The sequence below is a fragment of the Microbispora oryzae genome (genome assembly GCF_017896165.1).
Classification (GTDB): domain Bacteria; phylum Actinomycetota; class Actinomycetes; order Streptosporangiales; family Streptosporangiaceae; genus Microbispora; species Microbispora oryzae.
Genome location: NZ_JAFCNB010000001.1, coordinates 717,315 through 734,472, shown reverse-complemented (window position 1 = coordinate 734,472; position 17,158 = coordinate 717,315). Strand labels below are relative to the sequence as shown.

The 17,158-nt window shown below is 72.6% G+C and carries 15 protein-coding genes and 1 pseudogene; 10 read left to right on the top strand and 6 right to left on the bottom strand.

Annotated features, from left to right (window positions below):
• The first annotated feature begins 44 nt into the window (after window positions 1-44).
• A complete protein-coding gene (locus tag JOL79_RS03385; protein WP_210154095.1) occupies window positions 45-884 on the top strand; it encodes an ATP-grasp domain-containing protein in 840 nt (279 codons plus the stop codon).
• A gap of 17 nt (window positions 885-901) precedes the next feature.
• Here the strand turns inward: JOL79_RS03385 and JOL79_RS03380 are convergent, their stop codons facing one another.
• A complete protein-coding gene (locus JOL79_RS03380; protein WP_210154094.1) occupies window positions 902-1,363 on the bottom strand; it encodes a TIGR00725 family protein in 462 nt (153 codons plus the stop codon).
• A 55-nt stretch (window positions 1,364-1,418) separates the two neighbouring features.
• Window positions 1,419-2,180, bottom strand: coding sequence for an SDR family oxidoreductase (locus JOL79_RS03375; protein WP_210154093.1), 762 nt, complete (start codon window positions 2,178-2,180; stop codon window positions 1,419-1,421).
• Between the two features lie 620 nt (window positions 2,181-2,800).
• Here JOL79_RS03375 and JOL79_RS03370 point away from each other — a divergent pair.
• From JOL79_RS03370 to JOL79_RS03360, 3 genes are all read left to right on the top strand, one after another.
• Window positions 2,801-3,553: a GntR family transcriptional regulator gene (locus JOL79_RS03370; RefSeq protein WP_210154092.1), complete on the top strand. Its 753-nt coding sequence runs from the start codon at window positions 2,801-2,803 to the stop codon at window positions 3,551-3,553.
• 212 nt (window positions 3,554-3,765) lie between these two features.
• Window positions 3,766-4,365, top strand: coding sequence for a GNAT family N-acetyltransferase (locus tag JOL79_RS03365; protein WP_210154091.1), 600 nt, complete (start codon window positions 3,766-3,768; stop codon window positions 4,363-4,365).
• Between the two features lie 85 nt (window positions 4,366-4,450).
• Window positions 4,451-5,131 carry a copper homeostasis protein CutC gene (locus tag JOL79_RS03360; protein WP_210154090.1) on the top strand — a complete coding sequence of 227 codons (681 nt, stop codon included), beginning with the start codon at window positions 4,451-4,453 and terminating at the stop codon, window positions 5,129-5,131.
• Window positions 5,132-5,210: 79 nt separating this feature from the next.
• Here JOL79_RS03360 and JOL79_RS03355 read toward each other — a convergent pair whose 3' ends face one another.
• Window positions 5,211-6,389: a DUF6986 family protein gene (locus JOL79_RS03355; protein ID WP_210154089.1), complete on the bottom strand. Its 1,179-nt coding sequence runs from the start codon at window positions 6,387-6,389 to the stop codon at window positions 5,211-5,213.
• Between the two features lie 34 nt (window positions 6,390-6,423).
• Window positions 6,424-7,746: an FAD-dependent oxidoreductase gene (locus tag JOL79_RS03350; RefSeq protein WP_307848280.1), complete on the bottom strand. Its 1,323-nt coding sequence runs from the start codon at window positions 7,744-7,746 to the stop codon at window positions 6,424-6,426.
• 301 nt (window positions 7,747-8,047) lie between these two features.
• Between JOL79_RS03350 and JOL79_RS03345 the strand changes: the two genes are divergently transcribed.
• Entirely contained in the window at window positions 8,048-8,533 is a 486-nt protein-coding gene (locus tag JOL79_RS03345) for a hypothetical protein (protein ID WP_230984032.1), read from the top strand.
• 238 nt (window positions 8,534-8,771) lie between these two features.
• Window positions 8,772-10,514: a proline--tRNA ligase gene (locus JOL79_RS03340; RefSeq protein ID WP_210154087.1), complete on the top strand. Its 1,743-nt coding sequence runs from the start codon at window positions 8,772-8,774 to the stop codon at window positions 10,512-10,514.
• A gap of 74 nt (window positions 10,515-10,588) precedes the next feature.
• On the opposite strand, the gene JOL79_RS03335 is transcribed toward JOL79_RS03340, so the two are convergent.
• Both JOL79_RS03335 and JOL79_RS03330 read right to left on the bottom strand, forming a co-directional pair.
• Window positions 10,589-11,251, bottom strand: coding sequence for a ferritin-like domain-containing protein (locus JOL79_RS03335; RefSeq protein ID WP_210154086.1), 663 nt, complete (start codon window positions 11,249-11,251; stop codon window positions 10,589-10,591).
• Window positions 11,244-11,789, bottom strand: coding sequence for a hypothetical protein (locus JOL79_RS03330; RefSeq protein ID WP_210154085.1), 546 nt, complete (start codon window positions 11,787-11,789; stop codon window positions 11,244-11,246). The genes JOL79_RS03335 and JOL79_RS03330 overlap by 8 nt, the downstream gene beginning before the upstream one ends.
• A gap of 159 nt (window positions 11,790-11,948) precedes the next feature.
• Here JOL79_RS03330 and rimP point away from each other — a divergent pair.
• From rimP to infB, 4 genes and pseudogenes are all read left to right on the top strand, one after another.
• Window positions 11,949-12,431 (top strand): annotated as a pseudogene (gene rimP, locus JOL79_RS03325) (ribosome maturation factor RimP); the annotation flags it as partial.
• A 116-nt stretch (window positions 12,432-12,547) separates the two neighbouring features.
• Window positions 12,548-13,537: a transcription termination factor NusA gene (gene nusA / locus JOL79_RS03320; RefSeq protein ID WP_210154083.1), complete on the top strand. Its 990-nt coding sequence runs from the start codon at window positions 12,548-12,550 to the stop codon at window positions 13,535-13,537.
• A complete protein-coding gene (locus tag JOL79_RS03315) occupies window positions 13,521-13,823 on the top strand; it encodes a YlxR family protein (RefSeq protein ID WP_210154082.1) in 303 nt (100 codons plus the stop codon). Before nusA ends, JOL79_RS03315 begins: the two co-directional genes overlap by 17 nt.
• A 178-nt stretch (window positions 13,824-14,001) precedes the next feature.
• Complete coding sequence (infB, locus tag JOL79_RS03310; protein ID WP_210154081.1) at window positions 14,002-17,142, top strand: translation initiation factor IF-2; 3,141 nt, start codon at window positions 14,002-14,004, stop codon at window positions 17,140-17,142.
• The last annotated feature ends 16 nt before the right edge of the window (window positions 17,143-17,158 follow it).

Below are 17,158 nucleotides of genomic sequence, written 5' to 3'. Positions count from 1 at the left end.
GGGTCCCTACGATGGGTCCCGGACGAACCCGAGATGGGAGCTCGATGAACGTCGCCTACGTCACCACCGCCGACCCGATCAGCAGGTTCGACGACGAACGAGAGATCGTCCTTGCGGCCTGGCTGGGAGCCGGTCTGGAAGGCGCGCCGGTGGTGTGGGACGACCCGCGCGTCGACTGGTCGTCGTTCGACGCCGTCGTGGTCCGGTCGGCCTGGGACTACGTCGAGCGCAGGGACGAGTTCGTCGCCTGGGCCCACCGCGTCGGGGCGGTGACCCGGCTGTTCAACCCGGCGCCGATCATCGAGTGGAACACCGACAAGACGTACCTGCGCGACCTGGGTGTGCCGACCGTGCCGACTCACTGGGTGGAGCCCGGACAGGAGCGCGCGGAGCTCCCGGCCTGGCCGGAGTTCGTCGTCAAGCCCGCGATCTCCGGGGGAGCCAGGGACACGGTCCGCACGACCGACCGGGCCGCGGCCGACGAGCAGGTGACCCGGCTGCTCGGCCAGGGCCGCACGGTCATGGTCCAGCCGTATGTCACGTCGGTGGAGCACGAGGGCGAGCTGTCGATGCTCTACTTCGGCGGGCAGTTCAGCCACGCCGTGCGGCGCCACGCGATGCTGACCGGCGTCGCCCAGACCGCGGAGAACAAGGCCAGGCTGCGCGACCCCGACGACGACCAGTTCGCGCTGGCCGAGCGGACGCTGGCCCAGGTCGCCCCCGGCCTGCTGTACGCCCGGGTGGACCTGGTGCGGATGCCGGACGGGGAGCCCGTGCTGATGGAGCTTGAGGTGACCGAGCCGTACCTCTTCCTGTCGTACGAGCTGGCCGCGCCGGACCTGTTCGCCGAGACGCTGGCCGGTCTGCTCAAGCCGGAGAGCTGACCTCGTCCGGCCGGGGGCTACCCGAGGGCGAGGCGCACGGCGGCGGCCGGGTCGGCGACGGCGATCGGGCCGCGGACGGGCCGGCCGTCCGCGTCGATCACCCGCCATCCGCCCAGCGTGATGACCGGGGTGCCGCCGCGCTGGGCCAGGGCGAGCTCGGAGAGCGTCCCCCAGGACCCTCCGATCACGATCACCGCGTCCGCCGCCCGCACGATCAGGGCGTTGCGGGCCTCGCCCAGCCCGGTGGGAAGGGCCACGGTCAGGTCGGGGCTCGCCCCGGCGCGGTCGCGGCCGGACAGGACGCCGACGACCACGCCGCCGGCCCGCCGGGCACCTTCGGCCGCCGCGGCCATCACCCCGCCGTACCCGCCGCACAGCACGACGGCGCCGCGCTCGGCCAGCAGCCGTCCCACGGTCCGGGCGGCGTCCGTCTCCTCGGGGCCGCACTCGGCCGGCCCGCACACCGCGACCTGCGCCATGTCGTGCAGTGTAGGCGGCGGCGACCGGCTCAGGCTGGGTGCTCGGCCCGGGAGCTCAGCCCTGGGTGGAGAGCCCGCCGTCGACGGGGATGACGGCGCCCGTCAGGTACGCCCCGGCGCGCGAGGCGAGATAGATCGCGGCCCCGGCCATGTCGTCCGGCCGTCCGATGCGGCTCAGCGGGATCCCGCTCTCGATCGCGGCGCGCGTGTGCGGATCGTCGAGCGCGAAAGCCATCATCTTCGACTCGAACGGTCCCGGCGCGATCGCGTTGACCGTGATCGACTCGCGGGCGAACCGGTGGGCGAGGTGCCGGGTCAGCATGTGGACGGCCGCCTTGGCCGCCGAGTAGGCGTAGTTCTCCATGAACGGCACCCGCAGGCCGTCGACCGACCCGATGTTTATCACCCGCGCGGGGTCGTCCGGCGACGCCGACGCGCGCAGCAGCGGGAGGAAGCTCCTGGTCAGGAAGAAGACGCCCTTGACGTTGATGTTCCAGAGCTTGTCGAAGGCCTGCTCGGGATATTCGTCGAGGGGCGCGCCCCAGGTCGCCCCGGCGTTGTTGACCAGCACGTCGAGCCGGTTCTCCCTGGCCGAGACCGCGCGCACGAGAGCGGCGACCCCCTCGGCCGTCGACAGGTCGGCCTGTACGGCGGCGCAGCCCAGCTCAGCCGCCGCGGCCTCCAGTTCGTCCTTCTTGCGGGAGGAGATGTAGACCGTCGCTCCCGCGTCGGCGAATCCCCTGGCGATCATCTTCCCGATCCCGCGGGAGCCGCCGGTCACGACAACCGTCTTGCCTTCCACCGAGAAGAGAGTCATGCAGGCAGCATACCGACCGGTCGGTCCCGGGTCGGCGGCCCGTCCTACGGTGAAGCGTCCTGGCGGGCGTGGGGGACCCGCCAGGACGCGCACCGCTCCGGCGCGAGACCTCGACCCCGGCGAGGGTTGGGGTCGAGGACTCGTTCAATCGCGCGGAGTCCGTGGGGAGCGGCCGCCCTCGCACGGCGGCCGCTCCGGCATGCGGCGGTGCCGCATGATCAGGCATGTCGTGCCGTCGGAGCCGTGTTGGCGGCCGGCGGCGCGGGTCACCCGGAGGTCCCCCTCATGCCGCACGAACGGCCCTTTCCCGCGCCGAGCCGTCAAGTCGGTGGATACCGACAGCACTGACATGCCGTTCCCGTCGCTCTGGTAGGTGTGGGAATCCCTGCCGGTGCGGCGCGTGTCGCGGCGTTCGTGTCGCGGCCTTCGCGTCGCCTCGGAGGGGGCGCCACGGCACGCGCGGAGCACCGCACGGACCGCCGGCACGCAGCCCCACCATTGGATGGATTTGTACCAACGTTTGGATAATGCGGGGCCGGATGGCCTCCGGTCAAGGGGTTGTTTATTGCTTGTCGCAGATCCTTTAGATTTGTTGGAACAAAAGGGTGGATTGAGGAAAGATGGCACGATCGTCGCTCTACCAGCAGGTGGCCGCCGAGGTACGGAGGGCCATCTACGCGGGCGAACTCGCGCCGGGCGACCAGATCCCGACCGAGGCCGACCTGATGGAGGCCCACGGCGTCAGCCGCAACACGGTGCGGCTGGCCCTGGGTGAGCTGGAGAACGAGGGTCTAATCCTGCGGATGCGACGGCGCGGGACCTTCGTCAGGGAGCGGCGGCCCCTCCTCATGCGGCCCCAGGATGAGTTCGTACGGCTGGACCAGGGTGTGCCGCGCTTCGACGCGTTCGTCCACGCCGTGACGGCCGAGGGCCGGTCCGCGGACCAGCGGATCGAGGTCTCGATCGTCGAACCTCCCGAGGACGTGGCCACGCGCCTCGCCCTCGCCGACGGCGGTCTCGCCGTCGTACGGCGGCGGCTCCGGTTCGTGGACGGCCAGCCGTACAACACGCTGGACTCCTACTTCCCGCTCGATCTCGTCGCGGACTCGGAGATCTCACGGCCGGGGGACATCACACGCGGCGCCAACCGCGTGCTGGAGGAGCTCGGACACCCCCAGGTCAGGGCTGTTGACGACATATCGGCTCGTATGCCGACTTCGGATGAGTCGCTGCGGCTACAGCTGGAACCCGGCACGCCGGTTGTCATCTATGTCCGGGTGGGCTACGACGCGGAGGACACCCCTGTACGTGTCGCCGTATCGGTGCTCCCCGCCGACAAGCACCTGATCCGGTACGAGCTGGAACGTCATTGACGCCCTCCGGACACCCCCTCGTCTGACGGGGTGTCCCCGGCCGGCCCCTTCTTCCCGGGCCGGCCCGGCCGCGCGCCTCCGCCGGTCGTCGTCGCCCCGCCGCACCCGCGCGCCCTGAGTCCGCCGCCCCCGCCGCCGAGATGCGGGGCCGCACGTCATCCGTTCGTCACTCTTCGCGCTCGATCGACAACGCATCGGAAGGACACTTCGCCATGCCCGCGACCACCCTGAATCTCGTCACCGAACTCACCCTCCGGCCGGCCCTTCCCGACGACCTGCCGGCCGTCCTCGACCTGCTCACCGCGACGGCGAGGTGGCTGGACTCCAGGGGGGTGCGGCAGTGGCCGGTCGCCGGGTTCCCCGCCGACCGGATCGAGCCCCTCATCGCCCAGGGCGCGATGTACGTCCTGGACGGCGGGGAGGGCCGGGCCCCCGTGGCCACCGTCTCGCTCGACGGCCGGGCGGACCCCGAGTTCTGGCGGCCCGCCGACCGCCCGGGGGACGCGCTCTACGTGCACAAACTGGCGGTGAGCCGGTCGTACTCCGGGCGCGGCCTCGGGGAGGCGCTGCTCGACTGGGCCGGTCTGCGCGCGGACGCGGAGGGGCGGCGCCTGCTGCGGCTCGACTGCGCCAAGGACAACCCCAGGCTCCAGGCCTACTATCGGGCGGCCGGATTCCGGCACGTCAGGACGGTCGACCTGCCACACCGCGCCTCGGGCGCGCTCTTCGAGCGGCCCGCCTCCGCGGCGCTGCTGCCGCAAGGGGTCTCGGCCATCCCGGTGCCCCGCCTGGCCGCGGAATCGCGCTTCTGACATAAATCTCCGACAAGAGTCAATAGGTGGCTTAAGGGGGCGGATGCCGTACGGCCCCGCAAAGGGACCAGATACTGTTCGCTTCATGACCGGATCGCTGCTTGAAGTGATCGCGCTGGACGTGCGCGACGCCCTGGCCGCCGAGGAGGGTGGGGCCGACCGCCTGGAGGTCGTCTCCGACATGGGCTCCGGCGGGCTCACCCCCTCGGCGGACCTGGTCGCGGCCATCGCCGACAAGTGCGGTCTGCCGCAGATGGTGATGCTCCGGTGCAACGCGGGGTTCACGGTGACCCCCGACGAGCTCGACCGGCTGCGCCGCGACGTCAAGGAACTCTCCGAGGCCGGCGCCGCCGGCTTCGTGTTCGGCTTCCTGACCGAGGACGGCGCGGTCGACCTGGAGGCGACCGACGCCCTGATCAGGGCCGTCTCGCCGCTTCCGTGGACCTTCCACCGCGCCGTCGATCACGCCGCCGACGTCCGCGCGGCCTGGCGCGCGGTACGGCTCCTGCCGAACCTGGCGACCGTGCTCACCTCCGGCTCCCCTCTGGGAGTCGGCGCGGGCCTGCCCGTCTTACGGGCCAGGGCCGACGCCGGGGACGCCCCGCTGACGCTGGCCGGAGGCGGCCTCAAGCGGGAACACGTCCCCGCCCTGCTCGACTACGGGGTCCGCGCCTTCCACGTGGGCAGCGCCGTACGGGGTTCGTGGGGCACCCCCGTCGACCCCGCCCGGGTCCAGGAATGGCGCCGCCTGATCGACCAGTCCTGACCGGCCAGTCCTGACCGGCCAGTCCTGACCGGCCGGTCATGATCGGCCGGTCATGATCGGCCCGTACTGACCGGCGGGGTCAGCTCAGGGCCCGGTCGGCCCTGGCCAGCGCGGCGACGAGGGTGTTGATCGTGGCCGGCTCGTCCAGCGTCCCGTCGCCGGCCGCCCGCCGTTCGCCCCAGGCCCGCACCCGCTCGGCGTACCGCTCGTAGCAGCGCAGGTGGAAGGCGTAGACGGTGGCGAAACGGCTGAGCAGGTGGGACGGGTGCATGTCCCAGCCCTGATAGAACCCGTTGGCCAGGGAGTGGCGCACCGTCTCCGCGTGCCGCGCGAGCAGGGCCTGCACGTCCGCCGCCGAATCGGACGCCGGAGCGGCCGCGAGCGAACCGTCCGACAGCTCCACGCCCGTGCCGGCCAGGGTGGTCCGCATCACGTTCCTGGCGTGATCGCAGGCGGGGTGATCGAGCCGCTGCTCGCCGGGCGGCAGCCCGATCGACGCGGTGTAGTCGAACACGCCGAAGTGGGCCGCGGCCAGCCGCCCGCGCAGGGACGGCACCAGATCGGGCGATCTCTCCAGCAGCAGCACCGTCTGCGGGGCCTCCACCTGCATCTCGAATCGGAGCAGGCCCCGATCCAGGCCCAGAGCAGCCTCAAGCGCGTCGAGGCACGCCGCGAACTGGTGCAGGTAGTCCTCCATGAGCACCTTGGGGAACGTCACCGTGAACCCGCGGGGGAGCGATCCGGACCGCCCGATCACCTCAGTGAGGAACCCGTCGAGCGTGCGGACCGCCCGCTCCGGGTCTCCGTCGGCGAACGACCTGACGCGCAGCCCCCACCGCCGGGGGAGGGTTCCGGCGGCGTGCATCTCGGCCACGGCGGACGCCGCGCTCTCGACGTGCCGGTCCTCCTCGTCCGCCGGCCGCCGGCCGTACCCGTCCTCGAAGTCGATCCGCAGGTCCTCGACGGGCTCGGCGCCGAGCTTCCGGCGGACCCTGTCGTGCACCGGCGCGGCGAGATCCGCGTCGAGATCGAACGCCGCGGCCAGCTCGTGAGGGGTGAAGAACAGCCGGTGGAGCAGCTCGGTGGCCTCCTGCCGCCACCGGTCCACCGTTCCGGCGGTCACCTGGTCGGCGGGGACGTACACCGTGTGGATCGGCTGCCAGGCCGGGTCCGGCGACGGGAACCGCCGCCGCTGTTCCGCGTACGCCGCCGCGAACCCGTCGAGCGGTCCGGCCAGACCCGTCAGCGTCGTCTTCATGCCGACGATCCTCGCAGAACGCCTCAGGGAGCGGTCAGGGAGTCCGTTCCGGGGCGGGCCGGCCGCGCCGGAGGGCGTCCAGCATCGCCGGCCTGCCCACGAGCTTGACCCGCTCGCCGCGCTTGAGGCTCTCCGCCAGCCCGCTCTCGGCGGCCTCGATGGCCAGCCAGTCCTCGTAGGTCACCGGCCGCACGCCGCGCGCCCGCAGCAGGTCGTCGATCCGCCCGCCCGCGACGCCCGGCTTGACCTCGGCCAGCAGCGTCCGCGCGGTCTCCGCCCCGTCGGACTTGTTGGTGCCGATCACGCCTGTCGGGCCGCGCTTGAGCCAGCCCGCGACGTACTGCCGGTCCGTCACCTTCCCGGCGACGTTCGGCACGGTCATCGAGGCGGTGTCGAACGGCACACCCGGCAGGGCGACGCTCTGGTAGCCGACCGACCGCATCACCATGCCGGCCGGGATCGTCTCGAACTCGCCGGTGCCCACGACCCGGCCGTCCTCCAGCCGGGTCCGCTCGAAGCGCACCCCCTCCACCCGGGAGTCGCCGAGCACCTCGACCGGGCGCAGCCAGAAGCGGACCTCCAGCCGCCGCGGCCGGCCGGCCGGGACGCGGGAGGCCCACCCCTGCAGGACGTCGACGTTGCCCCTGACCTGCCGGGACAGGGCGGCCAGATCGTCGACCTTGACCTCCTCGGGGAACGTCAGCACGTCCGCCCCGCCCAGCTCGCCGAGCTCCCTCAGCTCCTTCAGGGTGAACTTGGCGTGCTCCGCGCCGCGCCGGCCGACCATGTGCAGGCGGCGCACCCGGCTGGCCGCCAGCCGTTCGAGCACCTCCTCGGGCACGTCGGTCTCGCGCAGCTCGGCGGCCGTCTTCGCCATGATCCGCACGACGTCGACGGCGACGTTGCCCACGCCGATGACCACGACGTCCTCGGCGTCCAGCGCGAACCGGTCCGGAGGGACGTCGGGGTGGCCGCAGTACCAGTTGACGAAGTCGGTCGCCGCGACGCTGCCGGGCAGGTCCTCGCCGGGGACGCCCAGCCGCCGGTCGACCATGGCTCCCGTGCAGTAGACGACGGCGTCGTAGCAGCCGAGCAGCTCCTCCACGGTGACGTCCCGGCCGAGCTCCACCCCGCCGAGGAACCGCACCCCCGGAGACTCCAGCACCCGCCGGAGGTAGCCCGCGATCGACTTGATCGAGGTGTGGTCGGGGGCGACGCCATACCGGACCAGGCCGTACGGCGTGGGGAGGCGCTCCAGGACGTCGACCTCGACCGGCCCCGCGGACTGCTTGAGCAGCGCCTCGGCCGTGTAGATCCCGGCCGGGCCCGACCCGACGATCGCGACGCGCAGTGTCACGCTGGCCTCCAAAACGGCCTCGGCAACGGCCTCCGGCAGGGCCCCCGCAAGGGCCTTCACGAGGGCCTCGGATACGGCCTCAAGGACGGGCCTCCGGCGGGAGGCGGTCCTATGAGGATTGTTCATCATGCGCCGCCGGCATCGCCAGCACCAGCGCCCGCGCCGCCCCCGGACGTATCGGCCGGTTGGCTGGGGGTTGCGGGGGTTGGTCGGCGCGATCAAAGTGATGCCCGTGGACTCTGGGGCTAAAAGACGGGGAAACCCGAGGACGAGGCGCCGCAAGGGTGGGACCCTCCCTGACATGAGGGGACTGCGGGGCGGGCGGGACGAGGCGGCGGGAGTGGAGATCATCCCGACGCCGGCACGCCGGTACGAGGCGCTGGGCCGGGTCATGGCGGCCCTGGCGGGCGAGGCGGAGATGCTGGAGGCGTGCCGCGACCTCGCCTGGTGGCCGGGCAACGACGATTCCTGGCACATCGAGTGGCGGGACGGGCCGTACGCCTCGGAGGTCGCGGGTCTGCTCACCGAGCGCGTCGCGGAGCCCGATCGGCCCGACGTCCTCGCCGAGGCGGCGGGTCCGGCCACCCGGGCGATGGCGGGTGTGCGGCTCATGGACGTGGGCTTCGCGCTGCGGGCCATCGACCCCTGCGGCATGAACCGCCTGCGCGCCCGGGCCGGGCTGTGGCGGCTGTCCGCCGCGCTGGAGGGCGCCGCCGGGGGAGCCGCCGGGGGAACGGCCGCCCGGGGGAGCGCCCGGCGGCACTGGGAGGAGCTGCTCGGAGGCTGAGCCGGATCCGCCGGGAGGGGGCGCCGCGGGCTGGCGCCGGGCGCCCGGTGAGCGGGTGCTGAGCGGGTGGTGAGCGGGCGGTGAGGAGACGCCGCGCGAAGGAAGAGGCGCCGAGGTGCCGGGAGTCGATAACCTTGGTGCACGTCGTCCTCACGTCGTCCGGCACGCAGCCCTTCGTGGAGATCGGTCGCGGATCCGGAGGACCCCGGGCGAGGACTCTCTCGAGCAAGGAGTAGCCGTGCTGCTGCGTATGTCGACCCTGTTCCTGCGCACCCTGCGTGAGGATCCGGCGGACGCGGAAGTGCCGAGCCACAAGCTGCTCGTGCGCGCCGGCTACATCCGCCGGGTCGCCCCGGGCATCTACTCCTGGCTGCCGCTCGGCAAGATCGTCCTGGAGAACATCACCCGCGTGGTGCGGGAGGAGATGGACCGCATCGGCGCGCAGGAGGTGCTGTTCCCGGCGCTGCTGCCCCGCGACTTCTACGAGACCACCGGCCGGTGGACCGAGTACGGCGACACGCTGTTCCGCCTCAAGGACCGCAAGGGCGCCGACTACCTGCTCGGGCCCACACACGAGGAGATGTTCACCGACATGGTCAAGGGGGAGTACTCCTCCTACAAGGACTACCCGGTGACGCTCTACCAGATCCAGACGAAGTACCGCGACGAGGCGCGTCCCCGGGCGGGCATCCTGCGCGGCCGCGAGTTCGTCATGAAGGACTCCTACTCCTTCGACCTGGACGACGACGGCCTCAAGCGCTCCTACGAGATGCACCGGGACGCCTACATCCGGATCTTCGACCGGCTGGGCATCGACTACCGCATCTGCTTCGCCATGTCCGGCGCGATGGGCGGCTCGGCCTCCGAGGAGTTCCTCGCGCCCTGCGCCACCGGTGAGGACACCTTCGTCGCCTGCCACAACTGCGGTTACGCCGCCAACGCGGAGGCCGTGGTGACTCCCGCGCCCGCCGCGGCGACCGGCGAGCGGCCCGCGCTCCAGGTGCTCGACACGCCCGACACGCCGACCATCGACTCGCTGGTGACGTACCTCAACGAGCGGTACGGCCTCGGCGTCACGGCGGCGGACACCCTGAAGAACATCGTGGTCAAGGTGCGCACGCCGGGCTCCGACAAGGTCGAGACCCTGGTCGTCGGCCTGCCCGGCGACCGTGAGGTCGACTTCAAGCGCCTGGAGGCGTCGCTGGCGCCCGGCGTGCCCGAGATCTTCGAGGCGGAGGACTTCGCCCGCCACCCCGGCCTGGTCCGGGGCTACATCGGCCCCCAGGTGCTGAAGTCGCTCGGCATCACCTACCTGGTCGACCCCCGTGTGGTCGAGGGCTCGTCGTGGGTGACCGGCGCCAACGAGCCCGGCAGGCACGCCGCCAACGTGGTGGCCGGCCGGGACTTCCAGCCCGACGGCACCATCGAGGCGGCCGAGGTCAGGGCCGGGGACGACTGCCCCCGATGCGGTCACCCCCTGTCCATCGACCGCGGCATCGAGATCGGGCACATCTTCCAGCTCGGCCGCAAGTACGCCGACGCCGCCCAGCTCGACGCGCTCGGCCCCGACGGGAAGCCGATCCGCATCACCATGGGCTCCTACGGCGTGGGCGTCTCCCGGGCGGTGGCCGTGCTGGCCGAGCAGCGCCACGACGAGCTGGGCCTGCTCTGGCCCCGCGAGGTGGCGCCCGCCGACGTGCACATCGTCGGCACCGGCAAGGAGAACCAGGTCGAGGTGGCCATCGAGCTCGCCGAGACGCTGGAGGCGCAGGGGCTGCGGGTGCTGGTCGACGACCGCCCCGGCGTCTCCCCGGGCGTGAAGTTCAAGGACGCCGAGCTGCTCGGCCTCCCCACCGTGCTGATCATCGGACGGGGGCTCTCCCAGGGCGTCGTGGAGCTGCGCGACCGCGTCTCCGGGACCAGGGAGGAGATCCCGCTCGCTGAGGCGGCCGAGCGCGTGCTGGCGGCCTGCCGCGGGTGACCGCGGCCGGGTGAGACCGTGCGGTGAGATCGTGCCCGCCGGGTGAGACCGCGCAGGGCGACTGTGCCGGGCCGCTACTGCCCGTCGGGCCCGGTCGTCGCCCCGCCCTGCGGCGGGGCGGTCGCGGCGCTGGTGGTGTCATCGGTGGTGTCATCGGTGGTGTCATCGGTGGTGTCATCGGCCGGGGTGGTCCCGGCTGGGCTGGCGTCGTCGGCGGTCGCGCCGGTGGAGGTGACGCCGGTGGAGGTGGCCCCGGCGCTCTGGCCGGGCATCCCCGGAAGCGCGGTGACCGCCGGCTGCCAGCTGTACGCCCGGGTGGCCGACTCCTGGGCGGCCAGCGCCGCTATTCGCCGCACCGCCGGGTCGGGGGTGGCGGCGACGTCCAGGTAGGCCGTGATCAGCCGCTCCTCGACCAGGACGGCCAGCCGCACCGCGTCGGCCGCGGTGCGGACCTCGAACGGCAGCCGGTAGACCGGGCCGGGCTCGGCCGGGGTGCCGCCCGCCTGCGCGATCAGGGTGCGCAGCTGATCGCGCCGGGACCGGTGGGCGTCGAAGCCGGCGGTGGCCCGGGAGCGGAGCGCCCCGGTGACCCTGCCGCCCACCACGCCGTACGCGTACACCGCGGCGTGCTCCGCCGACAGGGCCCTGGCCAGGGCCGCGACGGCGGGTGAGGGCGAGGCGGCGGCGGACGGGGTCGCCGCGACCGGCGTGCCGGCGGCGGCCGGGGTCTCAGGCATGCGTACTTCCCAGCGCGATCACGTGGACGGCCTCGCAGGCTCCGATGCTCGCCAGCAACTGGGCGAGGGCGGGGGAGGCGCCGGCCATCTGGGCGGGACGGGCGGCCGCGGCCCGGCGTTCCGCGGCGCGGAGCGTGCCGACGGACACCGCTCCCGGCTCCGCGCCCGACTCCGCCCCGGACTTCACCGCCGGGGACGGCGACGGCGGTCCCGCGGCCGAGGGCGGGGCCCCGGAGGTGCCAGGCGCGGCGCCGGGGGGCAGGAAGCGGCGCAGGGCCGCGAGATGGGCGAGGTGCCGCTGACGGAACGGCTCCAGGGCGGCGGCGCCCGTCTTCCGCGCGTCCATCGCCTGCTGGTAGAGCGTGACCAGGTCCTCCTTGCCCTGGATCAGCGACGTCAGCAGCACGAGCTGGGGATCGGGCCGGGGGGAGGCGGCCGGCTTCTCCGGCCGGGACGAGCAGCCTCCGGCCGCGAATCCCAGCGTGGCCGCGCCGAGCAGCGCGCGCCGCGTCACCGCTGCTCCGCCTGTGTGCCTCACGACACAGCATCGTACGGCGCGTCGCCCGGTGGTCACCGCTTCGTGATGATGGCCGGGCATGTGTCGGGTCATCGCTCGGGTGTGGCGCTATTTCCACACCCCGGTATCGATAGGCTGTTGGCACATCGGGCGATGCACATCGGAAAACGGGAGGTCGGCATGGGCAACGACGCTCGACACGGCCGCCTGGTCGATCTGCTCGGCCCGGTGGTGACCGCCGAGGGGTTCGACCTGGAGGACGTGACGATCACCCCCGCGGGCCGGCGGCGGCTCGTGCGCGTGGTGGTGGACCGGGACGGCGGCGTGAGCCTGGACGACGTGGCGGACGTGAGCCAGTCGGTCTCCAAGCGGCTCGACGAGGCCGACGTGCTCGGCGGCGCGCCGTATGTCCTGGAGGTCACCTCGCCCGGAGTCGACCGGCCGCTGACCGAGCCCCGCCACTGGCGCCGGGCCCGCGGCCGGCTGGTCCGGGCGGAGTTGCGGGAGGGCGGCACCGTGGAGGGCCGCGTCCGGGACGCGGACGAATCCGGGGTCGATCTCGAAGGGGCGGGCCGCCTCGCGTACGGCGAACTGGTCCGGGGACGGGTGCAGGTGGAGTTCAACCGGCCCGAGGAGGAACCGGACGACGAGCTCGGCGACGAGTTCGCGGACGACTTGGACGATGATGAGAACGGCGGCCTTGATGAGGACGCCGACGGCGTCGCGGACAACGACCACGTCGGCGACGAGGGCTAAGGGGGAGCCTTGTGGACATTGACATGAGCGTCCTGCGCAGCCTGGAGCGGGAGAAGGACATCTCCTTCGATCTGGTCGTCAAGGCCATCGAGGACGCGTTGCTGATCGCCTACTTCCGGACCGAGGGCGCGGCGCAGAAGGCGCGCGCCCAGCTCGACCGGGTCTCCGGTCACGTGACGATCTTGGCGGCGGAGCTCGACGAGAACGGCGAGGTCGCCCGGGAGTACGACGACACTCCGGGAAACTTCAGCCGTATCGCCGCGACGACGGCCAAGCAAGTGATCCTCCAGCAGCTCAGGGACGCCGAGGACGAGATCAACTTCGGCGAGTTCGCCAACCGCGAGGGTGAGCTGGTCGCCGGGATCATCCAGCAGGGCAAGGACCCGCGGATGGTGCTGGTCGACCTGGGCAAGATCGAGGCGATCCTCCCGCACAACGAGCAGGTGCCGGGCGAGGAGTACACGCACGGCGAGCGCATCCGCTGCTACGTGGTGCAGGTGAAGAAGGGCCCGAAGGGCCCGTCGGTCACGTTGTCGCGCACCCATCCCAACCTCGTGAAGAAGCTCTTCGCGCTGGAGGTGCCGGAGATCGCCGACGGCACCGTGGAGATCGCCGCCATCGCCCGCGAGGCGGGGCACCGCACGAAGATCGCCGTCCGGTCGCGCAAGCCCGGCGTGAACGCCAAGGGCGCGTGCATCGGCCCGATGGGGTCCCGGGTGCGGAACGTCATGACCGAGCTGCACGGCGAGAAGATCGACATCATCGACTGGTCCGACGACCCGGCCGATTTTGTCGGGAATGCCCTGTCGCCCGCGCGCGTTTCCCGAGTCGATGTCGTCGATCTCGACGGCCGGGTCGCTCGAGTGATCGTGCCCGACTACCAGTTGTCCCTGGCGATCGGCAAGGAGGGCCAGAACGCCCGCCTCGCCAACAAGCTGACGGGCTGGCGCATCGACATCCGGCCGGACATTGAGGAGGCACCGGCTGATCCCGCTGATGCGTCGGCAAGGTAAGCTGGATAATGGTCGCCAGACGGCCCCGCAGAGAACGTGTGCGGGCTGTCGGGTTCGCACGGTAAAGTCCGAGTTGCTCCGCCTGGTCGTGGTCGAGGGCGTCATCGTCCCCGATCCGCGAGGACGGCTTCCAGGGCGAGGTGCCTCGCTGCACCCGTCCTTGCGCTGTCTGGAGCTCGCCGAACGTCGCCGGGCGTTTCCCCGCGCTTTCCGCGTGGAGGGCTCGCTCGACGCCGGTCCGCTGCGGGCTCACCTTGAGGGGTTGACTGGAGGTCAGTCCGGGTGAATGGTTACCGCTGGCCCCTGGATCGGCTCGGGGGCCGACGAAATTGTCATGTAGGACGCCGAGTTGATGGGCGGAGTCAGATTGCAATGAGCGCCTGATGAGCACGCGGCGATGAGTACGTTCAGGTAGAGACGGTCCGGCGGCACTGCGAGCCTCCCGGGCCGAGTTAGGGAGTGCAGTGGCGAAGGTCCGGGTGTACGAGCTCGCCAAGGAGTTCGGAGTCGAGAGCAAGGTCGTGATGGCCAAGCTCACCGAGATGGGCGAGTTCGTGAGGTCGGCGTCCTCAACGATAGAGGCGCCGGTCGTCCGCAAGCTAACCGAGGCGTTCGGCAAGGGCGACGCCTCCAGGGGCGGGGGCAGGCCCGCCCGTCCGGCGCAGCCGAAGCCTGCGCCAAGGCCGGCTGAGAGCACGGCCAACGGCGCCACGCAGGCGCCGGTTTCCCCGTCCGTCGACGCGGGGGCCAGGCCGGCCCCGAAGCCGGGTCCGCGACCCGCGCCGCGTCCGGTTCCCATGCCCCATCCGCCGGCGGTCCAGCCGGAGGCGGCGCGGCCCGACGCGGGACGCCCGCAGGCGCCGCGTCCGGAGGGCCCGCGTCCGGAAAGTTCGCGTCCCGAGGCTCCGCGCCCCGCGGCCGCGGCCGGTCCGCGTCCGGGTGCCGCGGCGCCGAAGCCCGGCCCCCGGCCGGCTCCCGCCCCGCGTCCCGGTGCCGTTCCTGGAGGAACGGCCGGTCCCGCCGCCGGTGGCGGCGCGCCGCGTCCCGGTGGGCCCAAGCCGGGCCCGCGCGGCCCGCGTCCCGGGAACAACCCGTTCTCGTCCACCGCGAGCGGCATGGGCCAGCGCCCGCCGCGTCCCGGTGGCCGCGACGGCGGCCGTGACGGTGGTCGTCCCGAGCGGGGCGACCGTCCGGATCGCGACGGCGCTCCTCGTGAGCCGCGCCGTGACGGCGGCGTGCGCGACGGTGGCATCCCGCGTCCGCCCGCCGCGCGTGGCGGAGCCCCCGGCGCCGGCGGGCCGCGTCCCGGTCCCGGCGGTCCTCGTCCCGGGCCGGGCATGGGCGGTCCGCGTCCGGGCCCCGGTGCGGGTGGTCCGCGTCCCGGTGGGCCTCGTCCCAACCCGATGATGATGCCTCAGGGCCGCCCCGCGGGCCCGGGTGGCGGCGGTGGCCGTCCCGGCGGTCCCGGCGGCGGCGGTGGCCGTCCCGGTGGTCCGGGTGGCGGCGGCCGTCCGGGTGGCGGCGGTGGCCGTCCCGGTGGCGGCGGTTTCTCCGGTCCCCGGCCCGGTGCGGCCGGTGCCGGCCGTCCCGGCGGCGCCGGTGGCGGTCCCGGTGGCGGTGGCGGCGGTGGTTTCGCCGGTCGTCCCGGTGGCGCCGGTGGCCGTGGTCGCGGCGGCGGAACGGCCGGAGCCTTCGGGCGTCCCGGCGGCCGTCCGACGCGTGGCCGCAAGTCGAAGCGCCAGAGGCGTCAAGAGTTCGACAACATGCAGGCGCCGTCGATCGGCGGCGTGCAGGCTCCGCGCGGCGGCGGTCAGACGATCCGCCTGCCCCGTGGCGCGTCCCTGTCGGACTTCGCCGACCGGATCGGCGCCAACCCCGCCTCGCTCGTGCAGATCATGCTGCACCTCGGCGAGATGGTGACGGCGACCCAGTCGGTCAACGAGGAGACGCTGCAGCTGCTCGGCGCCGAGCTCGACTACGACGTCCAGGTCGTCAGCCCGGAGGAGGAGGATCGCGAGATCCTCGAGTCCTTCAAGATCGAGTTTGGTGAGGACGAGGGTGATGAGGGCGACCTCGCGCCGCGTCCGCCGGTCGTGACCGTCATGGGCCACGTCGACCACGGTAAGACGAAGCTGCTCGACGCGATCCGCCACACCAACGTGGTGGCCCGCGAGGCCGGCGGCATCACCCAGCACATCGGCGCCTACCAGGTGGCGACGGTCCACGAGGGCGAGCCGCGGAAGATCACCTTCATCGACACCCCGGGTCACGAGGCGTTCACCGCCATGCGTGCCCGCGGTGCCCAGGCCACCGACATCGCCGTTCTGGTGGTCGCGGCCGACGACGGTGTGAAGCCGCAGACGATCGAGGCGCTCAACCACGCGCACGCCGCGAACGTGCCGGTCGTGGTGGCGGTCAACAAGATCGACAAGGAGGGCGCGGACCCGACCAAGGTCAGGGCCCAGCTCACCGAGTACGGCCTGGTGGCCGAGGAGTTCGGTGGCTCCACGCTCTTCGTGGACATCTCCGCGAAGGAGGGCATCGGCATCGACAACCTGCTCGAGGCCATCCTGCTCACCGCGGACGCCGAGCTCGACCTGCGGGCCAACCCCGACATGGACGCCCAGGGCCTCGCCATCGAGGCGCACCTGGACAAGGGCCGCGGCCCCGTGGCGACCGTGCTCGTGCAGCGCGGCACCCTGCGGGTCGGCGACTCCATCGTCTGTGGCGAGGCCTTCGGCCGCGTCCGGGCGATGCTGGACGACAACGGCGACACGGTCGAAGAGGCCGACCCGTCGCGTCCGGTCCTGGTGCTCGGCCTGACGGCCGTCCCGCGCGCCGGTGACAACTTCATCGTTGTCCCCGACGACCGGATGGCCCGTCAGATCGCCCAGCAGCGGGCGGCCAGGCTGCGGGTCGCCGACATGGCGAGGTCGGGCCGCCGGCGCACGCTCGAGGAGCTGTTCAAGGACCTCGAGAAGGGCCAGGTCGAGGAGCTCAAGCTCGTCATCAAGGGTGACGTGTCCGGTTCCGTGGAAGCCCTGGAGGACGCGCTCCTCAAGATCGACGTCGGCGAGGAGGTCAACCTCCGCGTGCTGCACCGCGGCGTCGGCGCCATCACGGAGTTCGACGTCAACCTGGCGATCGCGGACGACAACGCGGTGATCATCGGCTTCAACGTGCGGCCGGAGGTCCGGGCGCGCGACCTCGCCGAGCGCGAGGGCGTCGACATCCGCTACTACTCGGTCATCTACCAGGCGATCGAGGAGATCGAGGCGGCCCTCAAGGGCATGCTCAAGCCGGAGTTCGAGGAGGTCCGCACCGGCACCGCCGAGGTCCGGGAGGTCTTCAAGGTCCCGCGGATCGGCAACGTCGCCGGTGCCGTGGTCCGCACGGGCACGATCACCCGCAACAGCAAGGCCCGGCTCATCCGCGACGGCGTCGTGGTGGCCGACAACCTCACTGTGGTGTCGCTGCGCCGGTTCAAGGAGGACGCGACCGAGGTCCGCGAGGGCTTCGAGTGCGGTATCGGAATCGGCTACAACGACATCAAGATCGAGGACGTCATCGAGACGTTCGAGATGCAGGAGAAGCCGCGCGTCTGACGCGCCGTGCCGCCGC

Bases quoted from the DNA above. Each gene is read 5' to 3' on its own strand.
- JOL79_RS03385 (WP_210154095.1), top strand. From the start codon at position 45: ATGAACGTCGCCTACGTCACCACCGCCGACCCGATCAGCAGGTTCGAC.
- JOL79_RS03380 (WP_210154094.1), bottom strand. From the start codon at position 1,363: ATGGCGCAGGTCGCGGTGTGCGGGCCGGCCGAGTGCGGCCCCGAGGAG.
- JOL79_RS03375 (WP_210154093.1), bottom strand. From the start codon at position 2,180: ATGACTCTCTTCTCGGTGGAAGGCAAGACGGTTGTCGTGACCGGCGGC.
- JOL79_RS03370 (WP_210154092.1), top strand. From the start codon at position 2,801: ATGGCACGATCGTCGCTCTACCAGCAGGTGGCCGCCGAGGTACGGAGG.
- JOL79_RS03365 (WP_210154091.1), top strand. From the start codon at position 3,766: ATGCCCGCGACCACCCTGAATCTCGTCACCGAACTCACCCTCCGGCCG.
- JOL79_RS03360 (WP_210154090.1), top strand. From the start codon at position 4,451: ATGACCGGATCGCTGCTTGAAGTGATCGCGCTGGACGTGCGCGACGCC.
- JOL79_RS03355 (WP_210154089.1), bottom strand. From the start codon at position 6,389: ATGAAGACGACGCTGACGGGTCTGGCCGGACCGCTCGACGGGTTCGCG.
- JOL79_RS03345 (WP_230984032.1), top strand. From the start codon at position 8,048: ATGAGGGGACTGCGGGGCGGGCGGGACGAGGCGGCGGGAGTGGAGATC.
- JOL79_RS03335 (WP_210154086.1), bottom strand. From the start codon at position 11,251: ATGCCTGAGACCCCGGCCGCCGCCGGCACGCCGGTCGCGGCGACCCCG.
- nusA (WP_210154083.1), top strand. From the start codon at position 12,548: ATGAGCGTCCTGCGCAGCCTGGAGCGGGAGAAGGACATCTCCTTCGAT.
- JOL79_RS03315 (WP_210154082.1), top strand. From the start codon at position 13,521: ATGCGTCGGCAAGGTAAGCTGGATAATGGTCGCCAGACGGCCCCGCAG.